Origin of the sequence: Microbacterium sp. MEJ108Y, from assembly GCF_000834175.1 — a bacterium.
In the GTDB taxonomy this organism is placed as follows: domain Bacteria; phylum Actinomycetota; class Actinomycetes; order Actinomycetales; family Microbacteriaceae; genus Microbacterium; species Microbacterium forte.
In genome coordinates, this window is record NZ_JXQX01000009.1 from 14,774 (window position 1) to 39,063 (window position 24,290).

At 68.8% G+C, this 24,290-nt stretch carries 19 protein-coding genes; 10 read left to right on the forward strand and 9 right to left on the reverse strand.

All coding sequences use genetic code 11. From position 1 onward, the window contains the following. Positions 1-17 precede the first annotated feature (17 nt). Positions 18-335: a GNAT family N-acetyltransferase gene (locus RU09_RS04430; RefSeq protein ID WP_042537933.1), complete on the forward strand. Its 318-nt coding sequence runs from the start codon at positions 18-20 to the stop codon at positions 333-335. Positions 336-405: 70 nt separating this feature from the next. On the opposite strand, the gene RU09_RS04435 is transcribed toward RU09_RS04430, so the two are convergent. Continuing rightward, positions 406-783, reverse strand: a complete 378-nt coding sequence (locus RU09_RS04435; RefSeq protein ID WP_042537935.1) for a hypothetical protein — start codon at positions 781-783, stop codon at positions 406-408. 64 nt (positions 784-847) lie between these two features. Between RU09_RS04435 and RU09_RS04440 the strand changes: the two genes are divergently transcribed. Beyond that, complete coding sequence (locus RU09_RS04440) at positions 848-1,810, forward strand: pirin family protein (RefSeq protein ID WP_042537936.1); 963 nt, start codon at positions 848-850, stop codon at positions 1,808-1,810. A 59-nt stretch (positions 1,811-1,869) separates the two neighbouring features. Here RU09_RS04440 and RU09_RS04445 read toward each other — a convergent pair whose 3' ends face one another. Next, positions 1,870-4,902 carry a S8 family peptidase gene (locus RU09_RS04445; protein WP_052492857.1) on the reverse strand — a complete coding sequence of 1,011 codons (3,033 nt, stop codon included), beginning with the start codon at positions 4,900-4,902 and terminating at the stop codon, positions 1,870-1,872. A gap of 166 nt (positions 4,903-5,068) precedes the next feature. On the opposite strand from RU09_RS04445, the gene RU09_RS04450 reads away from it, so the two are divergent. From RU09_RS04450 to RU09_RS04470, 5 genes are all read left to right on the forward strand, one after another. Next, positions 5,069-5,611, forward strand: coding sequence for an ECF transporter S component (locus tag RU09_RS04450; RefSeq protein WP_042537937.1), 543 nt, complete (start codon positions 5,069-5,071; stop codon positions 5,609-5,611). 91 nt (positions 5,612-5,702) lie between these two features. Beyond that, positions 5,703-7,490, forward strand: coding sequence for an ABC transporter ATP-binding protein (locus tag RU09_RS04455; protein WP_042537939.1), 1,788 nt, complete (start codon positions 5,703-5,705; stop codon positions 7,488-7,490). After that, positions 7,487-8,305 (forward strand): energy-coupling factor transporter transmembrane component T, encoded by an 819-nt coding sequence (locus RU09_RS04460; protein ID WP_042537941.1) that lies wholly within the window; start codon positions 7,487-7,489, stop codon positions 8,303-8,305. The genes RU09_RS04455 and RU09_RS04460 overlap by 4 nt, the downstream gene beginning before the upstream one ends. A gap of 11 nt (positions 8,306-8,316) precedes the next feature. Further along, complete coding sequence (locus RU09_RS04465; protein WP_042537944.1) at positions 8,317-9,192, forward strand: siderophore-interacting protein; 876 nt, start codon at positions 8,317-8,319, stop codon at positions 9,190-9,192. A 110-nt stretch (positions 9,193-9,302) separates the two neighbouring features. Next, a complete protein-coding gene (locus RU09_RS04470; protein WP_042537947.1) occupies positions 9,303-9,878 on the forward strand; it encodes an ECF transporter S component in 576 nt (191 codons plus the stop codon). A gap of 223 nt (positions 9,879-10,101) precedes the next feature. Here the strand turns inward: RU09_RS04470 and RU09_RS04475 are convergent, their stop codons facing one another. Then, positions 10,102-11,265: an acyl-CoA dehydrogenase family protein gene (locus tag RU09_RS04475; protein WP_042537950.1), complete on the reverse strand. Its 1,164-nt coding sequence runs from the start codon at positions 11,263-11,265 to the stop codon at positions 10,102-10,104. A 163-nt stretch (positions 11,266-11,428) separates the two neighbouring features. Then, positions 11,429-12,364, reverse strand: coding sequence for a M15 family metallopeptidase (locus RU09_RS04480; RefSeq protein WP_042537952.1), 936 nt, complete (start codon positions 12,362-12,364; stop codon positions 11,429-11,431). 83 nt (positions 12,365-12,447) lie between these two features. Here RU09_RS04480 and RU09_RS04485 point away from each other — a divergent pair, with 83 nt between their 5' ends. Together RU09_RS04485 and RU09_RS04490 are read left to right on the forward strand one after the other, a co-directional pair. Beyond that, positions 12,448-13,509 (forward strand): Rv2578c family radical SAM protein, encoded by a 1,062-nt coding sequence (locus RU09_RS04485; RefSeq protein WP_042537954.1) that lies wholly within the window; start codon positions 12,448-12,450, stop codon positions 13,507-13,509. A gap of 52 nt (positions 13,510-13,561) precedes the next feature. Then, positions 13,562-14,101 carry a YaeQ family protein gene (locus RU09_RS04490; protein ID WP_042537956.1) on the forward strand — a complete coding sequence of 180 codons (540 nt, stop codon included), beginning with the start codon at positions 13,562-13,564 and terminating at the stop codon, positions 14,099-14,101. Between the two features lie 372 nt (positions 14,102-14,473). Here the strand turns inward: RU09_RS04490 and RU09_RS04495 are convergent, their stop codons facing one another. Then, the gene (locus RU09_RS04495; RefSeq protein ID WP_042538312.1) at positions 14,474-16,759 is read right to left on the reverse strand and encodes a DEAD/DEAH box helicase; all 2,286 of its coding nucleotides are present in this window, start codon (positions 16,757-16,759) and stop codon (positions 14,474-14,476) included. Between the two features lie 293 nt (positions 16,760-17,052). Here RU09_RS04495 and RU09_RS04500 point away from each other — a divergent pair, with 293 nt between their 5' ends. After that, positions 17,053-17,949 (forward strand): aldose 1-epimerase family protein, encoded by an 897-nt coding sequence (locus RU09_RS04500; protein ID WP_042537958.1) that lies wholly within the window; start codon positions 17,053-17,055, stop codon positions 17,947-17,949. A gap of 111 nt (positions 17,950-18,060) precedes the next feature. Here RU09_RS04500 and RU09_RS04505 read toward each other — a convergent pair whose 3' ends face one another. The 4 genes from RU09_RS04505 to RU09_RS04520 form a co-directional block, all read right to left on the reverse strand. Continuing rightward, positions 18,061-21,282: an efflux RND transporter permease subunit gene (locus RU09_RS04505; RefSeq protein ID WP_042537960.1), complete on the reverse strand. Its 3,222-nt coding sequence runs from the start codon at positions 21,280-21,282 to the stop codon at positions 18,061-18,063. Positions 21,283-21,303: 21 nt separating this feature from the next. Beyond that, positions 21,304-21,894 (reverse strand): TetR/AcrR family transcriptional regulator, encoded by a 591-nt coding sequence (locus tag RU09_RS04510; RefSeq protein ID WP_042537962.1) that lies wholly within the window; start codon positions 21,892-21,894, stop codon positions 21,304-21,306. 117 nt (positions 21,895-22,011) lie between these two features. Continuing rightward, positions 22,012-23,181, reverse strand: a complete 1,170-nt coding sequence (locus RU09_RS04515; RefSeq protein WP_042537964.1) for a Gfo/Idh/MocA family protein — start codon at positions 23,179-23,181, stop codon at positions 22,012-22,014. Positions 23,182-23,224: 43 nt separating this feature from the next. Continuing rightward, positions 23,225-24,289 carry a LacI family DNA-binding transcriptional regulator gene (locus tag RU09_RS04520; protein ID WP_042537966.1) on the reverse strand — a complete coding sequence of 355 codons (1,065 nt, stop codon included), beginning with the start codon at positions 24,287-24,289 and terminating at the stop codon, positions 23,225-23,227. Between the last annotated feature and the right edge of the window lies 1 nt (position 24,290).

The window sequence follows — 24,290 nt, forward strand, 5'->3', positions numbered from 1 at the left end:
GCCTGAAGGAGATCCCGATGACCGACATCACCGTCACCCGCGACGACGCAGAATCCCGCTACGAGATCCGCTCGGACGGCACGCTCGCCGGCTACGCCGAGTTCGATGTGCGCCCCGGCGCGATCCGCTTCATCCACACCGAGATCGACCCCGCATTCCAGGGGCAGGGCCTCGCCGGCATCCTCGCCGAGAGGGCGCTGACGGATGCCGCCGCCTCCGGCGATGCGATCGTGCCGCTGTGCCCGTACATCGCGAAGTACCTGACGACGCACGAGATCGCCGGCGCCGAGATCCGCTGGCCGAAGCGCCCCGGTACCGCACCGGCCGAGGCGTGACCGGATTCGGACCTGGGCGAATGGCCTGGCGGGAATGGCCTGATGGGGATGACCTGACTCCAGGGCTCGACTACTGCAGACAGGTGCCCATGTAGTACTCGAACAGGGCTTCTCCTGATGCTTTGGCGTTGTCGTCGTACGCCTCGATGACCGCGGTGGGATCGTCATCGATCGATTCCGCACCCACCGTGAGGTAGTCGGTCCAGGCCGTCAGGTCATCGGCGAGCTCCGGGGTCGGCTCGAGCTCCTCGACGAGGCTGAGCCGCGTCTGCACGTCCGCTTCCGTGTTCATCCCCGGGACCAGCGCGACGAACGCGACCGCCGCCGCCTCATGCTCGTCATGGAGCGGGCCGCAGAACCCGGCATCGCCGCCTGAGGCGCAACCCGACAGCACCACCGCCGAGGCGCCGAGGGCGAGCAGGATAATGGGAGAACGTCGAGACATCATGGGGCGAGCCTAGGAGTCCACCGGAGTGCCGGTGCGCAGACGCCCCTGAGCGAAGGAGAATCGGATGACCGTTATCGCGACCCCATCCGATGACGTCCACGGCGAAGCACGGATCGGCGAACGTCGCATCGTCCTCGAACCGCGCGAGGTGCCTCTCGGCGGGGTGCGCGGCATGAATGTGCTGCGTGTTCTGCCGCACCGCAACCTGCCGACGATCGGGGCCTGGTGCTTCCTCGACCGGTTCGGACCGGCCGACACCCGCATGCGGGTCGAGCCGCACCCCCACATCGGATTGCAGACGGTCACCTGGCCGCTGGTCGGAGAGATCCGTCACCGCGACTCGCTCGGCAGCGACGCCGACCTGCGACGCGGGCAGCTCAACCTGATGACCGCCGGCAACGGCATCTCGCACTCCGAGTACTCGATCGGCGATGACCCCATCCCCCTCGACGCCCTGCAGTTCTGGGTGGTCCTGCCCGACGGCGCACGCCAGGGAGCGGGCGGCTTCGAGCGCCACACCGATCTCCCTCAGGTCTCGCTTCGGGCCGACGAAGGCTCGTCGGCCACGGCCACCGTGGTTCTCGGTGAGTTCGCCGGCGTCACCTCACCGGCCACCGTGCACACACCCATCGTCGGCGCCGAGATCGTGGTGCCGGCCGGCACCCGCGTCCGGCTACCGCTGCGCCCCGAATGGGAGCACGCCCTCATGCTCGTCGAGGGAGATGCAGACGTGGCGACGCACGGGATGACCCAGAACGAGATGCTCTACCTGGGCGACTCGCGCGATGCCGTCGAGGTGACGAGCGTGCAGGGTGCCCTGCTCTTCCTCATCGGAGGCGAGCCGTTCGCCGACGAGATCGTCATGTGGTGGAACTTCGCCGGACGTGATCACGACGAGATCGTCGAGGCGCGCACCGAGTGGGAGGCGGCATCCGCTCGCTTCGGCGTCGTCGAGGGGCACGACGTGCGCATCCCCGCACCTCCCCTGCCCGACGTGCGGCTCATGCCCCGCGGTCGGAAGATCTGACTCCACAGCGCATGACGACGCCCCGCGCTCCGAAGAGCACGGGGCGTCGCCTGTGACTGCTACTGCGCGTCGACCGTGACGATCGTGCGCACGGCGGACTCACCGTATTGCACGAGTCCGAGATAGCGGGTGCCGGCGGTGAGGCCGGTCCAGCTGAGCTCGTAGCTCGTCGCCTGGCCGCGCACGGCCTCGATCGGGTTCGGGGTCGCCGTGAACGCCCCCTCGCCCTCGGGCTGCACGTTGGCGTAGGTCATGTCCCACGTCATCGGCGCCGAGGTCGAGTAGACGTTCGCGACCACCAGGTAGGTGCCGGCCGTCGGTGCAGGAAGCGTCACCCGCTCGTCGGCCGACCCCGTCGCCGACTGCCAGCGCTCGTAGTAGCGCAGGTCGTCGGGGCTCACGACCCGATAGACCGTGAGGTCGAGGTCGCTGCCGGTGTCATCCGACGAGTCGAGGTCGAAGCGCGAGAGCGTCGTGCCCTCCGGCACGTCGACGATCCACGACACGTCCTTGTTCGCGTCTCCCGATGCCTCGTCACCCGAGTGGCCGACGACCCGGCCGTCCGGGTCCTCCAGCAGCGTGAACGGCGTGAGGCCCGACACCCCGAGCGCGAGAGCGCCGTCGACGCCGGGAGTGATGTCGACCGTGGTCGAACCGTCGACTCCCGTGCCCTCGACCTCGGCCGGAGCATCCGCCGTGACGGGGAACACCGCGATCGGCGATCGCACCGTGTTCTTCTTGCTCGTCCAGGTGAGCGATCCGGTCGCCCACTGCTCGACCGGTGCGCTCTGGTTGTCGAACGTGACCGTATAGGTCGCGGTCTGGCCCGGCTTGTCGAACTTCAGCGTCGACGGCTCCACCGTCACGTTCACGCCGGGCAGATCGACGGATGCCGTGAACGTGCCCTTCTCCGTCGCTGTGACCGTGCGAGTGACCGTCTGCGCGCTGGCGAGCGATCCGATCGAGAACGACGCGACGTTCAGGTCGCTGCCGTCGATCGGCTCGCCGGGGAAGTCGGCCAGGCCCTTGCCCTCGAGGAACGCCACCCAGTCGGGCACGTCGTTCAGATAGAGCAGACCCGGGTTGAAGTAGCGCTTCGGGTCGACCTGACCCGCGCCCTGCTGGAACGGGTCCTTGTTGGCAGAGCCGTCGGGGTTCACCGTGTCGTATGCGGTGGTCATCATCGCGGACTTGATCTCGGCGGGCTTGGCGTTCGGCCGCTCGCCGAGATAGAGCGCCGCGAGACCGGCGATGTGCGGAGAGGCCATCGACGTGCCGGACAGGATGCCGAACGTCGGCGCCTCTCCGGGAGCGTTCTGCGTGGCCGCGAGGATCGCGACACCCGGGGCGGCGATGTCGGGCTTCATGATGTCGCTGCCGTCTGCCAGCATCGGGCCGCGGCTCGAGAATCCGGCGATCTGCGGCACGGGCGTCACCACTCCGGTCGTGTTCTCACCCACGAGCGTGATCGGACGGTCGACGCCGCCCTGCACGTAGGCGAGCACCGCTGCGCGATGCACCGAGGCGAGGTGCACGGTCGGCACGGCATGGAAGTCGTTGTCGAGCGAGTCGGCGGCACCGGGCACGTTGACGAGCACGACGCCCATGCCACCGGCATCCTTCACGACCTGCGACTTCTCGGCGCGAGCGTTGCCGCCTCGGTCGCAGACCACGATGTGACCGGTGACCTTCGCGACATCGAGCGTGCCGGGGAGGCACAGCGCGGCATCGGCGGCGGCCTGACCTGCAGCCGGCGCATCGCCCGCGTAGATCGACGGGCCGGTGACCGTCGTGCCGAAGGGCACGCTCACCGACGCACCGGCCTGGGCGAAGCCGTCGAACTGCACGGTGCCCTCCCACGTGGGGATCGTCGAGGCGGCGACCGTGGTGTACCACGGAGACGCGTGATCGGCCGTGACCGGGTCGGGGCCGTCGTTGCCGGCGCTGGTCGCCACGAAGACGCCCGCGGCGGCCGCGTTGAAGAACGCGATGTCCTCCGGCGCGAGCACGGTCGACGCGGCTCCGCCGCCGATCGAGTAGTTGATCACGTCGACCCCGTCGGCGACGGCCTGGTCGATCGCGGCGATCAGGTCGCTGCCGGCACAGATGTCGTCGGTCGTGACCGCCTCGTCGGGTCCGACGTAGCAGGCCTTGTAGGCCGCGACCTTGGCACCGGGTGCGACCCCCGAGATCCTGCCGAAGTCGACGTCCTCGATCGAGGCCTTCACACCGAAGTTGCCGGCCGCCGTGCTCGCGGTGTGCGAACCGTGGCCATCGCCGTCACGCGGCGAGAGGTAGTCGTACTGGAAGTCGAATCCTGCCGCCTCGGCGCCGGTGTAGAAGTACTGGGCGCCGATGAGCTTCGTCGAGTAGTCGCCCTTGTCCCATTCCTGGGCCTCGACCATCGTTCCCTGGAACTGACCGCCGTCGGACTTGTCGAAGTAGACGTAGGTGCCGTCGGTGTACGGCTGATTCCCCTTGTGGCGCTTGTCCTTCTTGGGCTGCTTCTTGAGGTTCTTGCCCTCGAACGACGGGTGCTCGGGGGCGATGCCGGTGTCGATGACACCCACGACCACGCCCTCGCCGGCCTTGTCGACACCGCCGGTCTGCTGCCAGACGCCGCCGCGGCCCTTCTTGTCGTCGCCGAGACCGAGGAAGTCCGTCGAGGTCTGCGCGTCGGGGTGACGGATGAAGTCGGGGTAGACGCCGTAGACGTCCTTCGACGCACGGAGCTTGTCGACCTGCTCTCCCGACAGCTCGGCGCTGAAGCCGTTGAGCACCACCTGGTAGGTGTTCTCCGGGGTGACCCCGACCTCTTGCGCGATCGTCTGCTGCTCGGACTCGAGATGCTCGACATAGCGCTGCGAATCCTGCGACTGCCTCTCGAGCTGCTCGCCCTCGGCCGGCTTCGTCGCCTTGAGGCCGTTGACGTCGCCGGTGTAGCTCGCGAGTGGATCGGACTTCAGCACGACGATGTAGTGACCGGGCGTGCCTTCGACCGGGGTGGGGTGGTTCACCTCCTTCGTGCTTGCGTAGCCTGCGGTTGCCGTCGATGCGATGAACAGCGTTGCCAGGGTTGTGGCCGCTGCCATCCGGAGGGGTGTTCGACCCATGCGCTTCTCCCGATGATCACGGTGCGACTGCGTTGCCGCACCGCCGTTCAAGCTACGCCGGGCTTCCGTCCACACACCAGAGTCGGGGATTATTCCTGGACGAACGGCCAGCCGTGTCGCCGATGGTCGACACTAGGCTGGACGAGTGGCATCCTCCCCCGTCCTGACGACCCGCGTGCTGCTGGTCTGCGCCGCGATCGGCGTCGCCACGGGCCTCCTCGGAGGGATCGCCGGCTGGATCACGCTCCCTGTTCTCGCGGGCCCGGCATTCCTCTACGGCCTCGTCCTCGGCTCGCACGTCCTTCCGGGCATCATCGCCCAGGAGGTGCTGCGCCGCCCCCTGGTCGCGCTCGTCACGCACGTCATCGCCGCGCTCATCTCGAGCGCCTTCAACCCGGCCTGGACGCTGCGCTTCATCGGCACCGCGCTGCTGTTCGGCGCGATCCAGGAGGGCATCGCCGCACTCACGCGGTACCGCTCGTGGGGGGCGTGGCGCTTCTTCATCTCGGCCGGGGTCATCGGGGTCATCGTGGCGGTCGTGGTGTTCTTCGCCGCTCACCTGGCCGTGCTGCCGCCATGGGCGCAGATCGCCTATCTCGTGATCTCGGTGCTCGGCCCCATCGCCTGGACGGCCGTGGGGTTGGCGATCGGCGGCGCCCTGAGCCGGGCAGGCGTGGCCCGGCGCTGAGCGTCGATCGCGGCTGATCCGGCGCGTGGCGATTCAGGTAAGGCTCAGCTAAGTTAGAACGGTACCGATCCGCCGAAACCGGGGTTATGCCGTGCGCTCATCCGCGCCCCTTCTCAGCGTGCGTGACCTCTCGATCACCCACGCCGGTGCGGTGCGCCCCTCGCCCCACGACGTCACGTTCGACATCGGCACCGGTGAGGTCGTGCTGCTCCTCGGCCCCTCCGGTTCGGGCAAGTCGACGCTCACGCTCGCACTCAACGGGCTCGTCCCGCATGCCGTGCCGGCGACCATGACGGGCGCGGTCGACGCCGGCGGCGTCAGCACGATCGAAGCCGACACCGCGTCGTTGAGCACCCACGTCGCGATGGTCTTCCAAGACCCGGATGCGCAGATCGTCACCGGCACCGTCTACGACGAGGTCGCGTTCGGACCCGAGAATCTGCTGCTCCCCCTCGACGAGGTGCACGCAAGGACAGCGGACGCTCTCGGTCGCGTCGGCCTGTGGGAGCGACGGGACGAGAACCCCGACCGGCTGTCGGGCGGCGGGCGTCAGCGCCTCGCGATCGCGTGCGCACTGGCCATGGGGTCGCCCCTGATCGTGCTCGACGAGCCGACCGCGAACCTCGACCCGCAGGGCATCGACGATGTCTATGCCGCACTGACCGATGTGGTCGCCGCCGGCGATCGGGCCATCCTGCTCGTCGAGCACAACCTCGACGCGGCGATGGGCTTCGTCACCCGCACGATCGTGCTCGACCGTGCCGGACGCGTGGCGTTCGACGGCCCGGCGGCCGAGATCATCCGCACGCACGCCCCCGAGCTCATGACCATGGGGGTCTGGTTGCCGGGTGCGACTCTGGCTGCACTGCGGATGCAGGATGCGGGGGCGCACTTCGACGAACTCCCCCTCACGCCCTCCGAGCTCGCCGCGGCGCTGACCGTGACGCGGGTGAACCACCTGCAGGGCCCGGGCGCGACGTCGTCCGCCGCCTCCCGCCCGAACCGTCTGCAGGACCGAGGCACGGATGCAGGACCAGACGACGCTGTTTCGCCCGACGTTCGCGCCACGGTCCTGCAGACGGACGCAGGTCGCGGCTCGACGACCGAGACCGGCGACACCGCACCGATCATCAGCGCCCGCGGCCTCACCGTGCGCCGCCACCGCACCGAGATCCTGCACGGCATCGATCTCGACATCGAGCCGGGAACCCTCACCGCGATCATCGGCACGAACGGCGCAGGCAAGACCACCCTGCTGCAGGCGCTGGCCGGAGTCGTGCCGCCGCCGAAGCGTCAGGTGACGGTCGACGGCATCGACCCCGGCTCGGCGTCGCCGCGTGAGCTCGCGAGCCGCATCGGGTTCGTGTTCCAGAATCCCGAGCACCAGTTCATCGCCCACACGGTGTTCGACGAGCTGGCCCACGGGCTTCGTCTGCGGCACACCCCGGATGCCGAGACGCGCGAGCGCGTCGATGCCATGCTCTCCCGCTTCGGACTCGAAGCCAAAGCCGACGTGCACCCGTTCCTGCTGTCGGGCGGAGAGAAGCGACGCCTCTCGGTCGGCACGGCCCTCATCACCCGTCCGCAGGTGCTGGCGCTCGACGAGCCGACCTTCGGTCAGGATCGCGCGCGGGCCTCCGAGCTCCTCGCGCTGCTGCGCGATCTGCGCGCTGAGGGAACGACGATCGTCATCGTGACCCACGACATCCAGCTCGTCGCCGAGCACACGTCGCACACCGTCATCCTCAAGGACGGTCGAGTGCACGCCGCCGATCGCACCGACGAGCTCTTCCGCGATGAGGCGCCGTTCGTCGAGGCGGGGCTCCGGCTCCCGGCGCTGCAGCGCGTGCTGGCCGAAGCGGGGCAGGCGATCGCATGAGCGCGCACGTCTTCGACCCGTACGCCGCCGTCTCGGCGTCCTCTCCGCGCCAGTTCCTCTATGCGCTCAACCCGCTGGCGAAGGTCGCCGGAGTCGCCCCGGCCATGGTGCTGCTGATCTTCGTGCGCGACCTCGCGACACCCGCCGCCTTCTTGGTGCTGTCTCTCGCGCTGATCGTCGCGGGTTCCCGCGTGACCTGGCGCACGGCCGCGCTGCTGTTCGTCGCGCTGCCGGTCGGCATGCTCGCGATCGGTGTCGGGTTCTCGCTGTGGGTCGATGCGTCGCTCGTCGACGACACCCGTGCCGCGCTGCAGATCGGCGAGTGGACGCTGCACCGGGGCGCTCTTGAGATCGGTTTCGCCACCGCCCTCCGACTCGGTGCGATCGTCGCTCTGGCGCTCGTAGGAGGCCTGACCACCACCGGCCCCGACCTCGTGCGCGCCAGCGTGCAGCAGCTGCGCGTGCCCTACCGGATCGGCTACACGGCCCTCGCCGCCTTCCGCTTCGTGCCGCGCTTCGGCCACGAGCTCGCTGTGATCCGTGCCGCGCATCGGGTGCGCGGTCATCACGGCGGCAGCGGTCCGTTCGCACGCATCGCCCGAGGCTGGGGCTACATCGTGCCGTTGCTCGCCGGAGCGATCCGCCACGCCGAGCGTGTCGCTCTCGCCATGGACTCCCGCGCCTTCGGCGCCCACCCGACACGCACCGAGCGTCATCTCGTGCCGTTCCGCACCCGCGACACCGTCTTCATCATCGCGTCGATCACCGCATCCGCCGCGATCTTCGTGCTCTTCTTCCCCTGGCAGCTGCCCTGAAAGGCGCCCGCATGGCATACAGCAAACTGGTCAAGCCCGAATCGTCCGAGCTCATCCACCTCAGCGTGCTGCGCACCCAGCGCCTCTCCGAGCACTGGATGAGAGTCACCCTCGGGGGAGGCGAGATCGAGAAGTTCCACCCGATGGGATTCGACCAGTGGTTCCGCCTGTTCCTGCCGATCGGCGGCGACGCGGGCCTCGACCGGGTGCCCGCGAAGGCGAACAAGATGTTCGGGTATCTCAAGTTCCTGCGCATCCCCGACGGCGAACGCCCCGTCATGCGCAACTACAGCGTGCGCGCACACCGCCCGGCGACGGCGGAGTCGGGCGCCGAGATCGACGTCGACTTCGTGCTGCATGGGTCTGCGGCCGACGGCACGGCCGGGCCCGCCTCGCGATGGGCGGAGACATGCGCGCCCGGCGAGCACGTGCTGATCATCGACGAGGGACTGACGTTCAACCCGCAGCGCGGAACGGACCGCGTCGTGCTGATCGGCGACGAGACGGCGCTGCCGGCGATCGCCTCGATCTGCGCGTCGCTGCCCGCGCACGCCACGGGCACGGCGATCATCGAGGTGCCGTCCGAGGAGGACGCGCTCGACTTCCCGCATCCGGCCGGTGTCGACCTGGTCTGGCTCGTGCGCCCGCACGAGTTCGACCCCGGGTCTTTCGCTCTGGCTCGACTGCGCGAGCTGACGCTCCCCGACGCGCCGTTCCACGCCTACGCGGCGGGCGAGCAGTCGCTCGCATCCGGTGCGCGCAAGCACCTCGTGGGCGAGCGCGGCGTAGACAAGAACGACGTCAGCTTCTGCGGGTACTGGAAGATCGGCGCTGCGTCGCCGACGTCGAAGGCAGCCCGCGAAGCGGCAGCGGAGCCCCTCGCATGAGCGGCGCGGATGGCATGCCCGGAGCGGATGCCGCGGACTCGAACCCCTACGCGGATTCGGCCCCCGACGGTGGTGAGCGGTCAGAAACGCATCCGAAATCGCCTTCTGGGATGCAGAATCGACCACGCACCGGCGGCGGACGCTCGCGCTTCCGGTTCCCGACGGCGATCCTCCTGACATGTGCCGCGCTCGGTGTCGCCGGTGGAGCGCTGCTCGCGCCGGCGAACTGGATCTCGACGATCCTCTTCCCCGGTCTCCCGTTCGTCAGCGTCGGGCTCGCCGGACTCTGGCTGCTCCCCTCGGTCATCGCCCTGCGTCTGCTGCGCCGCCCTCTCGTCGGTCTGCTGGTGGGCCTGCTGGCCGGACTCGTCATCGTCCCGTTCTCGGGATACGGCTTCAGCAGCGTCGCCACCAACCTGTGGTGGGCGGCGTTCACCGAGCTGCCGTTCCTCTTCGTGCTCTGGCGCTACTGGGGAACCTGGTTGCACTATCTGGGCGCCGCGATCGTCGGCATCGTCTACCCGGTGCTCGCCTGGACGTCGTTCAACCTCGGCAGCTTCGAGCTGCCCCTGCAGGCCACGTTCTTCGCCGTGACCCTCGCCAGCTGCCTCGGGGCGACTGCCCTCGGCATCCTGATCGCCGACCGGCTGCGGAAGGCCGGCGTGGGAGCACGGCTGCCGCGCTGACCGGGGCAGGACCCGTCAGGTGCCTGTCGTCCGGACACAGCTTCGGATGCCGACTCGCGGCGAGCCGTGCTCCGGCATCCGGCTCCGGTGCGTCGCTCCTGCCCGCGGAATATGCGCGGAGCGAAGCCGATCCACTCGCCCACGAGCCGACTCGGGGTGGACCCGGCACCACGAGAAAGGGCCCCGGATGCCGACATCAGGGGCCCTTCGAATCTCCGATGCGTCAGCGCTTGCCGACGATCTGACGACCGACGAGGTCGCGCATGATCTCGTTCGTGCCGCCGTAGATGCGGTGCACGCGGGCATCGGTGAAGGCCCGGGCGATCGGGTACTCCATGATGTAGCCGTAGCCGCCGTGCAGCTGCACACCCATGTCGAGCACCTCCCACTCGCGCTCGGTCGCCCAGAACTTGACCTTCGCGGCGTCCTCGGCGCTGAGCGTGCTGTTCTTGTAGGCGAGCAGTGCGCGGTCGATGTACGCCCACATCGCGTCGGTGGTCGCCGCCATGTCGGCGAGCCGGAAGCGGGTGTTCTGGAAGTCGGCGATGCGCTCGCCGAACGCCTCGCGGTCCTTCGTGTAGGCGACGGTCCAGTCGAGGGCGGCCTGAGCGGCCGCGGCCGCGGCGACGCCGATCGAGAGGCGCTCGAGCGGCAGGTTGAGCATCAGCTGGATGAAGCCCTGCCCCTCCTTGCCGCTGATGAGGTTCTCGTCGGGGATGAACACGTCGGTGAAGCTGAGCTCAGCCGTGTCCCAGCCGTGGAAGCCCATCTTGCTGAGCTTCTTGCCCTGGTCGAAGCCCTCCATGCCCTTCTCGACGAGCAGCAGGCTGAAGGCGTCGGGACGGTTGCCCTCGCCGGTCTTGACGAAGGTCACGACGACGTCGGCCGTCGAGCCGGAGGAGATGAACGTCTTGGCGCCGTTGAGGATGTAGCCGCCGTCGACCTTCTTGGCGTTGGTCTTGATGCCGCGCAGGTCGGAGCCGGCGCCGGGGTCGGTCATGGCGAGCGCACCCAGAACCTCGCCGGTGGCCATGCGGGGCAGCCACTTCTCCTTCTGCTCCTGCGTGCCCATGTGCACGAGGTACGGCACAGCCAGATCGTCCTGGATGCCGAAGGCACCGGCCAGCGAACCCGCGCCGGAGGCGATGACCTCCTCCATCACGACCGTGCGGAATCGGTAGTCCTGCAGCATCCCGGCTCCGCCGAACTCCTCGGGCACGGACAGTCCGATCAGGCCCGCCTCGCCCGCCGCCAGCATGGTCGCCCGGTCGATCTCGCCCGCGGCATCCCACCGCTCGATCGCCTCGTTGCTCACGTGGCGCTTGACGAAGTCCTTGACGAGGTCGCGGAATGCCTCGTGATCCTCTTCGTAGATGTCGCGTTCCATTGCGTCCTCCTGAACGTTCGTGCGTCTTTGCTCCGGCGATTCTATGCCGGGTCGCCGACACCATGACAGCCCGTTGTGAGAATGCATCCCACAATCCGTGGGACTGGGTACCGCGATTGTCGGATGCCGCAATCGAGCCGATCCGGACATGCGCGAGACGCGGTCAGTGGGTGTAATCGGGAGCGGCGGGGAGCCCGAAGAACTCCTCCAGCGTGTGATATCCGCCCTGATGGTAGGCGGCCGCGAGCTCGCGTCCGAGGTAGCGCAGATGCCACGGCTCCGGCTTGTACCCGGTGATCCCCGAACCGATCTGCTCGTATCGGACGATGAAGCCGTATTCCCAGGCGTTCGCCGCGATCCACTCGCCCTGCACGGTCGCCCCGAACGACTCGATGGCTCCGCACGACGAGTCGCAGGCCACGAGATCGAGTGCGAGACCGGTCTGATGCTCGCTGTGCCCGGCACGCGCCGACGAGGCATCCGCCCCGGCCTGGCCGCTGTTGCGCACATGCGATGCGTGGGTCGCGACCTGCAGGTCGTATGACCGGTAACCGTTGTTCGCGCCGATGCGGCCCGCTCCCTCGGCGGCGGCGGCATCGGCCATCTCTCCGACTGCCGCGGCGACGTCTGTGCGGGCCTGCCCCGAGCGAGTCGTCATCTGCAGCGGAAGGTCGGCGAGGGACGAAGGCGCGAAAGAGAGCGGAGCGAGGGGACGCGCCTTGTTCACGACCACCCAGACATGAGCGGGGTCGTCGAGCGCGATGCAGGGCGCGTTGCCCGCGACGACGGCGGCCCGGAAGCTCTCGCCGCCGCCGAAGCCGGCGATGATCGCCGAATCGTCGGCGACCGCTATCGCCTCGAGCACGCTCGGCTCCGAACACGGATCGGCCGCGGTGGTCGCACCGACCTCGACCGCCGGCACCTCCTGCACCACCAGCGGCTCCGGCATCGCCATCTCCGCGGGCGCGGATGCGGCGATGGGCGCGCCCGCGATCGACAGCAGGACGCCGATCGCCGTCACCGCAAGACCGATGGGCAAGGCGGGTCCGCGGATCGGAGAGCGCTGTGCCGCATGCTGAGGCTGCGGCGGGAAGAACATGCTTCCATTGTCCCTTAAGTCCGATCGAACAGAACTCCCACCCCGGGTTGACGTTCCATCGTAAGTATGTTCGAATTATCGGCATGCGGTGGCAAGGGCAGAAACTCGGCGACGTCGATGATGCCGCCCTGCCCGGCCTTGAGGCGCGCACAGGGGTGCTCCGCACGGTGACCACTCCCGACTTCGCGGGCATGACGTTCCATGAGGTGCTGTCGAAGTCCGCGCTCAACCATGTTCCCGGCGCATCGCGCATGCCGTTCGCCTGGACCATCAACCCGTATCGCGGATGCAGTCATGCATGTGTGTACTGCTTCGCTCGGGGCACCCACGAGTACCTCGATCTCGATGGCGGCTCGGACTTCGACTCTCAGATCGTCGTGAAGGTGAACGTCGTCGAAGTGCTGGAGAGAGAGCTGCGCAAAGGCAGCTGGGAGCACGAGACCGTCGCTCTGGGGACGAACACCGACCCGTATCAGCGCGCCGAGGGCCGGTACAAGCTGATGCCGGGGATCATCGACGCCCTCGCCGCGTCGGGCACCCCGATGTCGATACTCACCAAGGGAACGCTGATCCGGCGAGACATCCCATTGCTGGTGAAGGCGGCCCAGCGGGTGCCCGTCGACATCCAGATGTCGATCGCGATGTACGACGACGAGCTGCAGAAGGCGATCGAACCGGGCACCCCGACGACGCAGGCTCGGCTCGACACGGTGCGAGCGCTCCGGGATGCGGGCTTCAAGGTGACCGTGTTCCTGATGCCGATCATGCCCCACATGACGGACTCCGTCGAGGCGATCGACACAGCGCTGCGACGCATCAAAGAGGCGGGAGCGAATCGCGTCATCTACGGCGCTCTCCACCTGCGCGCGGGTGTGAAACCCTGGTTCATGCAGTGGCTCGGCGAGTTCCGTCCCGACCTGGTCTCGTCGTACCGCGGACTGTATCCGGGCGTCTCAGCCGAAGCGCCGAAAGGCTATCGCCAATGGCTCGCCAAGCGGGCACGGCCGCTCATCAGGCTGCACGGCCTCGACGGCCAGCACGAAGACGACTACCCGGTGCGCGGTATCCGCGCGTCCGCGCCGCACGGGCGCCCGGCGCCGGCGTTCACCCCGTCGCCTGCCCCTGCGCAGCCGATGCTGTTCTGAGGGAACAGGACGCGTCGGCGACCATCGCCCCGGGCGCGTAGGCTCGGACGTTATGGCTATCGGCTCCACCATGCACACGTTCGAAGTCCAACTGGCCGACATGGATCGCGGTGTGTACGACGACTTCTCGCTGCGTGCGGCACGGCATCCGTCGGAGACCGATGCGTACATGCTCACCCGCGTGCTCGCTTACGGACTCGAGTTCGCAGAAGGCATCGCATTCGGCGGCGGGATCTCGCAGACCGACGAGCCGGCCGTCCTCGTCCGCGACCTCACCGGCCAGATCACGGCCTGGATCGAGATCGGAGCGCCCGATGCCGAGCGCCTGCACTACGGCAGCCGACTGGCAGAGCGCACAGTCGTCTACACGCATCGCGACCCCGCGAAGGTCATGGCCCCCTGGGCAGACAAGCGCATCCACCGCTCGGAGGACATCCGGGTCTTCAGCTTCGATGCGGGGTTCATCGACTCCGCCGCACCGCTCATCGAGCGCCGCAACACCATGACGCTCACCGTCACCGAGCAGGTGCTCTACCTCGACCTCAACGGCACGACGTTGACGACAGCGATCCACGAGCACCAGCTCGGCTGAGCGTCGGGCGGAGGACTGCGCTTCGGGCGGACGATTCCGCTTCGGGCGGACGACTGCGCTTCGGGCGGACGACTGCGCTTCGGGCGGACGACTGCGCTTCGGGCGGAGGACTGCGCTTCCGGCGGACGACTGCGCTTCGGGCGGACGACTGCGCTTCCGGCGGACGATTCCGACCGATGAGTCCTCCCGAGGCGCAGATCTCCTCCCGAAGACGTCGCCCCACGCGCCGAAGCAGATCACACGCGCCGAAGAGGGTGGGACCCCACGCCCCGTGCCGCCGATCCGGCGACGCACACAGCCCCGGCGAACCGGACGAACATGACGAAGGCCCCGCCCCCGCGGATGCGGGGACAGGGCCTTCGTCGCTGCGGATCAGGCCGTGAGGTCTGACGCGGTCGGCATGCGACCGGCGATCTCCTCGATCAGGTCGTCGTTCAGACGAGCGTTCTCGAACGGAGCGTCGATCTCGGCGCGCTGCAGCAGCTCGGTCATGCGACGCTGACGCTGACGCGTGATCAGCGTGACGACGCGGCCCGAGCGACCGGCGCGACCGGTGCGGCCCGAGCGGTGCAGGTACGTCTTGTACTCGTCGGGTGCGTCGGCCTGGACGACCAGATCGATGTCGTCGACGTGGATGCCGCGGGCGGCGACGTCGGTGGCGACGAGCACGTTCACGCGGCCCGACGTCAGACGCTCGAGGTTGCGCGTGCGCTTGGCCTGGTTGAGGTCACCGTGCAGCGAGACCGCGGGGATGCCGGCGTCGTCGAACTGCTCGGCGAGCATGTCGGCATACGCACGGGTGCGGGCGAAGACGAGGGTCTTGCCCGCGCGGTCGACCAGCGACGTGAGGATGTCGGCCTTGTCGCGGTGCTCGATGACGAGCACGCGGTGCTCGATGGTGCTCGACTCCTGGTCTTCACCTGCGACCTCGTAGACGGCCGGGTCGACGAGGAACTCATCGACGAGGGCCGCGACCTCACGGTCGAGCGTGGCCGAGAAGAGAAGCTTCTGGCTGCCGTCGGCCGTGTGACGCAGGATGCGCTGCACGGGCTCGACGAATCCGAGCTCGCACATGTGGTCGGCCTCGTCGAGAACGGCGATCCGGCAGTCCGAGAGGTCGAGCTTGCCCTGGTTGATCAGGTCCTCGATGCGACCGGGTGTGCCGATGACGATGTCGACGCCCTTCTTCAGCGCGCCCACCTGGCGGCCCTGGGGCACACCACCGTAGATCTGCGTGGTGAACAGGCCGACGCTGCGGGCGATCGGCTGGATCGTGCCGTCGATCTGCAGCGCCAGCTCGCGCGTCGGAGCGAGGATGATCGCGCGGGGCTTGCGGCCGAATTCGCGGCGCTTGCCCGCCTGCGACTGCAGCACACGCTCGACGAGCGGAGCACCGAACGCGATGGTCTTTCCCGAGCCGGTGCGACCGCGGGCGAGGACATCGCGACCCTTGAGCACTGCCGGGATGCTGGCAGCCTGGATCGGGAACGGCGTCGCCGCGCCCATGCCGGCGAGGGTCTCGACGATGTTGGATCCGAGACCGAGGTCGCCGAAGGTCACACCGTCGACCTCGACGGCCGCCACGGACTTCGCCTCGAGGCGCTCGTGCACGACGTCGTCGGTCGGCTCGAACTTCTTGGCGGGGGCCGCACTCGATGTGGCGTTCCAGTCGTTGCGGCTGGGGCGCTCGTTGCGCGACGGCCGTCCACGGGTGTCCGACGTCAGCGGGCGGGGACGATCGGTGCGGTACGCGCCACCGGTCGAGGGACGCGAACGCTCGTCGCGGCCACCCTCGATCGAACGCTGAGTGCGGTCACGGTCGAAGGCACGACGCGCACGGTCGGCGTCGTAGGAGCGCTCAGAACGCTCGGCACCGCCACGGTCATCACGACGCGGGCCTGCGCCACGGTCGTCGCGACGAGGACGGTCGTCACGGTCGAAGCGGGGACGCTCGGATGCTGCGCGGTCGAAGCGCGGACGCTCGGTGCGGTCGCCCGAGCGGGCAGGGCGGTCGTCGCGGTTGAAGCGCTGGCCACCGCGGTCGTCGCGGAAGCCACCGGAACGCTGGTCACGGCGGTCGTCGCGACCCGGACGTCCGCCGTCGCGGTGATCGCCGTCGCGGAAGCCCTGGCGCTGCGTGCCGGCACCGCGGTCGTCACGGCGCGGACGCTCGTCGCGCTGGCCGCCACGCTCATCACGGTACGTACCAGGACCGGTCGGACGCTGTCCGCCGCGGTCATCGCGGCGCGGACGGTCGAAGCCCGCGGAAGAGCGGTCGTTGTAGCGCGGACGGTCTTCACGGCTGTGCGGTGCCTCACGGCGACCCGACTCGGCACGGTTGCGGATGCCGCGCGACTCGTCGCGACCCGCACGCTCCTGCGACGACCAGCGCTGCTTGGGTGCGGCGCCCTCTTCGGCCGGGCGGTAGCCGCGGTGGCCGACGCTGCGGCTGCCGGGACGACGGTCGTATCCGGCCGCGGGAGTGCGCCGCTCACCGGCATCCGCACGTCCACCGCGTGCATCACGCGAATCGCGGGTGTCGCGCGCGCCGTCACGGCCACCGTTGTGGCGGTCGTGGAACGACGTCTTGTTCGCGCCGTAACGCGGCTCGAAGTTGGCGGAGGGGCGTCCGCCGCGGGGCTTCTTGTTCTTGGGCATGAGTGTGTCCTTCTGAGTTCTCGCCACGAGAACGGCGCCGCGCACACGCGCGGTACCCTGCGCGCGGTGGGATGCGACCACGCGGGGTTTCCGGACTGTCAGCGGCCGGGGCCATTCATGTGATGGTTGATTAGCGTCGAGCGACGCTCACCATCGGCCCCTGGACTCACACTTCTTACACAAAAACGTCCGCGCACTGCGCGGGTGTCCGAAGCCGACGCATCAAGTGTAGCGGTCGCACCTGAAAGACTCCCCTGCCCCATGGCGGATGCGGGTCGCCATACGATTGCGGAGTGAACTCCGCATCCCCCACCGGCACACAGGTGCACCTCCAGCTCGGCGACGTCAGCGCTCAGATCGCGCAGGTCGGCGCCTCGCTCCGCTCCCTCCGCATCGGCGCTGTCGATCTGATCGCTCCGTATCCGCTCGACTCGCCCACCCCCTCCTGCTCCGGCGTGGTGCTCGCGCCCTGGCCGAACCGGGTCAGGGACGGACTCTGGAACGACGAGGGCACCGAGCGGCAGCTGGCGATCACCGAGCCGAAGTTCGGCAACGCGAGTCACGGCCTGCTGCGTTTCGCGGCCTACGACATCGCGGATTCCGCGTCGGCGACGACGCTGAGCGCGACGATCTTCCCGCAGACGGGCTACCCGTATCTGATCGAGACGAGTGTCACCTACGTGCTGCGCGCCGACGGGATCGACGTGACGCACGCGCTGACCAACCGCTCTGCCACCGAAGCACCGGTCGCGCTCGGCACGCACCCGTTCCTCACGATCGGCGACGTGGATCCCCATGAGCTCGTGCTGCGGGTTCCGGCGCAGACTGCCATCGACACCGACGAGCGCATGCTGCCCGTGGGCACGCGCCCGGCCGAGGGGGTGCTTCGCGACGGCGTGCGCCTCGGCGACATCTCTCTCGACACCGGGTTCACCGACCTCGAGCGCGACGCCGACGGACTCGTTCGGCACTCACTCACCGCACCCGACGGGCGTCGACTCACCCTCTGGCAGGGTGCGGGATTCGACGTCGTGCAGGTCTACACGACCGACAAGTATCCGGGGCAGTCCCTCGCCGTCGCGATCGAGCCCATGACCGCGCCGGCCGATGCACTGAACAGCGGAGTCGGCCTGCGCCGCCTGAATCCCGGTGAGACCTGGACCCTCGAATGGGGCATCACGCTCGACTGAGCTCGACCGCCCCGGTTCACAACTCAGCAAGAAACGCGCCGATGCCCGCCCGGAAACGCTTCCGGGCGGGCATCGAGCTCAGTCGTGCTGAATCGTGGACGGCGGATGCGGCTACTCGCCGCGCTCGCGAAGCTCGCGCCGCGTCAGCTGGTTCGCGTGCGGCCACTCCGAGGCCGGAGCGGCACCTCCGCTGGAGGCGCCCGCAAGCGCCAGGCCATCGGCAGGCACGGGCCCGTCCGACGGCTCGGCATCCTTCGTCGGCGCAGACCCGTCGTCACCCGAACCCGCCTTGCGGGCCCGGCGTCGCTCTTTCGCACCCTCCACGAGGTTGTAGAGCGTCGGCAGCACGATCAGCGTGAGCACGGTCGACGAGAGGAGTCCGCCGATCACCACGATCGCGAGCGGCTGCGAGATGAAGCCGCCATGACCCGTGATGCCGAGCGCCATCGGTGTCAGCGCGAGGATCGTCGCGAGCGCTGTCATGAGAATGGGTCGCAGACGCTTCTCGCCACCGGCCTTCACGGCGTCGATGGTCGACAGCCCCTTCTCCCGGTACTGGTTCACGAGGTCGATGAGCACGATCGCGTTCGTCACCACGATGCCGATGAGCATCAGCACACCGATCAGCGACGCGACGCCGAGCGGCACTCCCGTCACGATCTGCAGCAGGATGGCGCCCGTCGCCGCGAACGGCACCGACACGAGCAGCAGCAGCGGCTGCCGCAGCGACTTGAACGTCGCGACCATGACGACGTAGACGATCAGGATCGCGGCGAGCATCGCGAGTCCGAGCTGCGAGAACGAGTCGGCCTGCTGCGAGGCGACTCCGCCGACCTCGGCCGATGCGCCGTCAGGCAGGTCGACCGCAGCGAGCGCCTCGGTGACCGACTGGGTCGCCACGGCGAGGTTGTCGGATGCCGGGGGCACCGTGATCGTGGCGGTGCGGCGTCCCTGCTCGGTGGTGATCGAGGTCGGGCCGTTGCGCTCCTCGACGGTGGCGATGTCCTGCAGCTGCACCACACCGGTCGCGCTCGGGACGGCCAGCTCGCGCAGGGCCTGCGCGGTGGTCGGCGGCTCGGACGCTGCGAGGTAGACCGTCAGCGCGGTGTCGTCGATCTCGACGGTTCCGACCTGCTCCGGACGCATCGTGTTCGAGACGATCGATCCGACGGCCACTTCGGACAGTCCGCGCTGCGCCGCGGCGTCACGGTCGACGACCACGGCGAGGTAGGGCAGCGCTGCGGCGAGGTTGTCGGTGACCTGTCCGATGCCGTCTCGACCGTCGAGCTCGTCGATGACGGCGGTCGTCGCGGTCTGCAGGTCTTCGGAGTCGGATGCCGAGACCGTGATCTCGATGTCGCTCGAGCCGAGTCCGGCAGACGCGGCGACCGACACCTCTCCGACGTCGGTGAGTCCCTCGATGGCATCCTGCACATCGGCGCGGAGCTTCTCCTGGTCGGCATCCGCGTCGGTGAGCACCGAGTAGGTCACGCCGGCTCCGCCGGAGAACGCGTCGCGCAGAGCGGATCCGCTCGAGCCGATCGAGGCCTGCACGTGGGTGATGCCGTCGATGTCGAGCAGTGCGTCCTCGACGGCGATCGCCGCCTCCGACTTGGTCTCGAGGCTCGCGGTCGGACCGAGGTCCTGCGTGACGGTCATGGTGTTCTGGCCCGAGTCGCTGAGGAAGTTGATCTTCATCAGCGGTGCGGCGGCGAGCGTCGCGCCGAGCACGACGACCGCGAGGATCACGGTCAGCCCGGAGTGCTTCAGCGTCCACCCGAGGATCGGGCGGTATGCCTTCTGGAGCCGCGTCGGCGGCGCATCGGGGTCTTCCGGGTCGATCTGCACGCCGTTCTCGTCGAGCAGCGGCTTGCCCGGGCGGAGGAACCAGTAGGCGAGCACCGGCACGATGGTCAGCGACACCAGCAGTGAGGCGACCATCGCGATCGACACCGTCATGGCGAACGGTCGGAACAGCTCGCCGACCATGTCACCGACGAACACGATCGGCAGGAACACGGCGACCGTGGTGATGGTCGACGAGGTGACGGCCATCGCCACCTCGCGCACGGCCAGCCGGATCGCGTCTCCCTTGTCGGCGTCGCCGACGTAGTGCCTCTTGATGTTCTCGATCACGACGATCGAGTCGTCGACCACGCGGCCGATCGCGATCGTGAGCGCGCCGAGGGTGAGGATGTTCAGCGAGTACCCGAACGCCTGCAGACCGATGAAGGTGATCAGCACGCTGGTCGGGATAGAGATCGCCGTGACCAGCGTCGAGCGGATCGACATCAGGAACACGAGGATGACGATCACGGCGAAGACGAGTCCGAGCAGGCCCTCTGTGGCGAGGGTCTCGATGGACTGCTGGATGAAGGGCGCCTGGTCGAAGATGATCGTGAACTTCGCGTCGGGGAACGCCTCTTCGAGCGTGTCGAGCGCGGCGATGACCCCCTGCGACACCTCGACGGTGTTCGCCGCCGGCAGCTTGGTGATCGAGATCGACAGGGCGTCCTTGCCGTCGACGCGCGAGATCGACGAGACGGGGTCGGTCTCCTGCACGACGGTGGCGACGTCGCCGATCGTCTCGCTCGTGCCGACGAGCGGCAGCGCCGCCAGCTCATCGACAGACGTGATCTTCGCACCGGTCTGCACGGTGAGCGTCTGACCGTTCTCGGTGATGTCGCCGCCGGGGAACAGCGTGCCGTTCTGCTGCAGCGCCGTGGTGATGGCCTGCGTGCTCTGACCGACCGCAGCGAGCTTCGCGACGTCGGGCGTGATCGTGATGCGCTGGCCGACGCCGCCGATGATCTCCGCGGCGTTGACGCCGTCGACGTCCTCGAGCTCGGGGATCGCGACGTTCTGGAGCTCCGCCTGCGCGTTCTCGGCATCCTCGAAGCCGGTCACGGCGACCTGGATCACCGGGAAGTCGTCGATCGACACCGTCAGCACCTGCGGGCTCACGTCTTCGGGAAGCTGACCCGAGATGCGGTTGATCGCCTGCTGGATCTTCTGCTCTGCCGTCGCGAGGTTCGTTCCGTAGGCGAACGTGGCTTGCACGATCGAGGCGTTCGTCGTGCTGGTGGCAGTGGTGCCTTCAAGGCCCGGAACACCCTGGATCGCCGACTCGATGGGCGTCGAGACGTCGTTCTCGACGACCTCGGGCGAGGCGCCGGGGTAGGTCGTCATGACCATCAGGTTGGGCAGCTCGAGCGACGGGATGAGCTCCTGCTTGAGGTTCGTCAGAGCGAGCCCGCCGAACACGGCGGCGACGATCGTGATCAACGCGATCAGTGCGCGGTTCTTGAGGCTCAGGACGGCGAGGTTCGACAAGGCGGGTTCTCTCTCTGCTGATCAGGCGGATGCTGCGGCGGTGGATGCTGAAGTGGACGCCTGAGGAGTGAGGATCCCGGCGAGGGCGTCGCGGATGAGCTCTTCGTCGAGCGGCTCGTCGTGGATCTGAGAGTGCCAGAGTACGCCGTCGATGAAGACGGCTGCGGCCCTGGCCCTGTCCACTCCGTGAACGGGGGCGATGAAGCCGACGATCTCGTCGGACCAGAGCCGGGCGAACTGTCGGACGCGCGGGTCGTGCACGGCCGCGGTGACGACGGCACGGTCGGCCTGCACCGCACGCGCGTCGTCGAGCCCTCGGCGCACCAGGCGGGCGATCCCCTCGGGCGTCACTCCCTCGATGATCACGGCTTGCCGGGTCGCGTCGATGCGCGCCTCGATCTCGACGGCCAACGCCCCGATCGCCGCCTCGCGCAGGTCGTCGAGGGTGGCGAAGTACTGGGTCGTCGAGCCGAGTGGAACCCCGGCGCGCGCGGCGACCTTGCGGTGGGTGAGAGCGTCGACGCCGATCTCGACGATCAGCTCGGCTGCCGCGGTGACGATCTCTCGACGGCGCGCTTCAGGGTCGCGGCGGCGGCGCGTGCCATCGCTCATTCCGGACTCCCAGCGATCACCCCTGTACGGGCGTACATGTACTTTTGTACATTCTGCATTCCGAACCTGGGGGTTCGCTCAGGGCGCCGCTGGTGCGACAGCTGCCGCTCGCGCCGCCTACTCGACCTGGCCGCGCTCGAAGTAGGCGACGAGGTCTTCGTCCAGTTGAGGGACCGTGATCGCCGAGCCGTCGCCGCGCAGCGACTCGGTGGCGAGGATTCCGGCCGCCACCGCTTCGCGCGCGGCCACCGGCGAGGTCTCGGTGGCTCCTCCGTCGCGCACGAAGCGCAGGAACTCGGCGACGAGCAGCGCGTCTGCCCCGTCGTGCCCTGCACCCTCCGACTCGGGGACGAGGAACGTCTCGTCGGCGTCGGCCGCACCGCGGTGACGGCGGTTCCACAACCTGACCTCGCTGCCGGCGGTGTCGCCGACGTTCTCGATGCGCCCCTCGGTGCCGATCACCGTGTAGTTGCGCCAGTAGTCGGGTGTGAAGTGGCACTGCTGGTACGAGGCGAGGATGCCACCGGACAGCCGCATGTTGACCATCGAGATGTCCTCGACGTCGATCACCGGGTTGAGCCCGGTGAGCGACGTGGGCGGCCAGTTGTCGACGCTGAACCAGTCGGGCATGCGCTCGCCCGTGCGATCCCGCCGGTCGGTGATGTCGCCGTAGACGCTGAGCTCGCCCATCGCGGCGACCTGCTCGGTGTAGGCACCCGCCAGCCAGTGGATGATGTCAATGTCGTGCGCCCCCTTCTGCAGAAGAAGACCTGTGGTCCGGCGGCGGTCGGCGTGCCAGTCCTTGAAGTAGTAGTCGCCTCCGTGCCCGACGAAGTGGCGCACCCACACGGCCTTGACGTCACCGATCCGGCCGTCCTGGATGAGTCCGCGCATCAGCGTGATCACCGGCATGTGCCGCATGTTGTGGCCAATGTAGAGGCGGCTGCCCGTTCGGCGAGCGGTCTCGAGCATCGCGTCGGCGTCGGCGAGGTCGATCGCGAGCGGCTTCTCGCAGAACACCGCGACGCCCGCTTCGAGGGCCCGGATGCTGAGCGCCGCATGCGTGTCATCCGGCGTCAGCACCATCACAGCATCGACACCCGAGGTGAGCAGCTCGTCGAGCGAGTCGGTGATGAGAGCATCCGGAAGGAGGCGTCGAGCGTCGTCGCGGGCGCGCTCCGACGGGTCGCAGACCGCGGTGATGCGCGACCCCTGGCCGGGGCGGTGCACCTCCTCGCGCAGTGTGGCGCGCGCGCCGAAGCCGATGATTCCGATGGTGAGATCCACGGTGGTCCTTCTGTGAGTAGAGATGTGCGCGCAGACGGCGGCGTCAGCGCGAGTGAGAGGAGGGGGCGTCGAGGTCGGTCGACGCCCCGGGGAACAGCGACCAGGCGAACTCGTGCAGCTGCCCGGGAGAATCGTCTGCGGCGAGCGCGCGGTCGATGATGATGCGCGCCTGCCTGTCGTAGAAGTCGGTCGGGCCGACCGTGGTCAGCGTGGGGGCGACGAGCTGCGCGTCAGGGGTGTTGCCGACGCCGATCACGGCGACGTCGTGCGGCACGCGGAGCCCGAGCATGTGCGCCGCGTTGATCGCCGCGATGGCCGCGAAGTCGGTGGTCGCGTAGATCGCAGAAGGCCGGTCGTCCTTCGACAGCAGCTGCACGGCCGCCGCGAACGCGCTGGCCTGCCCCTCGGTGTATGTGACGGTCCAGTCCGGATCGACCTCGAGGCCGGCACCGCCCATCTTCTCGAGGTACGGCGTGTATCTGGTGACCTGCGTCGGCGCGAGGCGCACTGCGCCCTCGGCGGCGAGACACCCGATCGCCGTGTGCCGCTCGAGCAGGTGCTCCATCGCGAGCTCGCACCCCGGGATCGCATCCGACCGCACGACGTCGAAGCCCGCGGGTTCGAGGTGCTCCGAGAACACGACGAGCCGCTGCCCGCGCTGCACGAGGTCGGCGAGCTTGCGCTCGGCATCCTCGTCGATCCCGACGCCGTCGAGATAGGCGACGTCGCTCTCGACCCTGTCCAGGGCCGCATGCCAGTCGCCGTCGGCGAGGATGAGCGTCGTGAGACCGTGCCTGTTCGCCTCGGCGTTCACGGCGTCGGCCACCGCGAGCGACCACGGGTCGCTCAGCATGTGCAGCGAGAGCTGCACCATGCCGCTGCGCCCGGTGCGGATCGTCCGCGCGGCGATGTTCGGTCGATAGTTGAGCTCGTCGGCCGCAGCGAGCACCCTGGCCGCGGTGGCCTCGGCGACGCCCGCCCCCGATGCCGCGCCCGAGCGCCCCGAGAACACGTACGACACCGTGGCCGTCGAGACGCCTGCGCGCTCTGCGACCATCTTCAGGGTCGGCCGCCGTGCGGTCGCCGACTGCTGCCTGCGCTCTGCCATG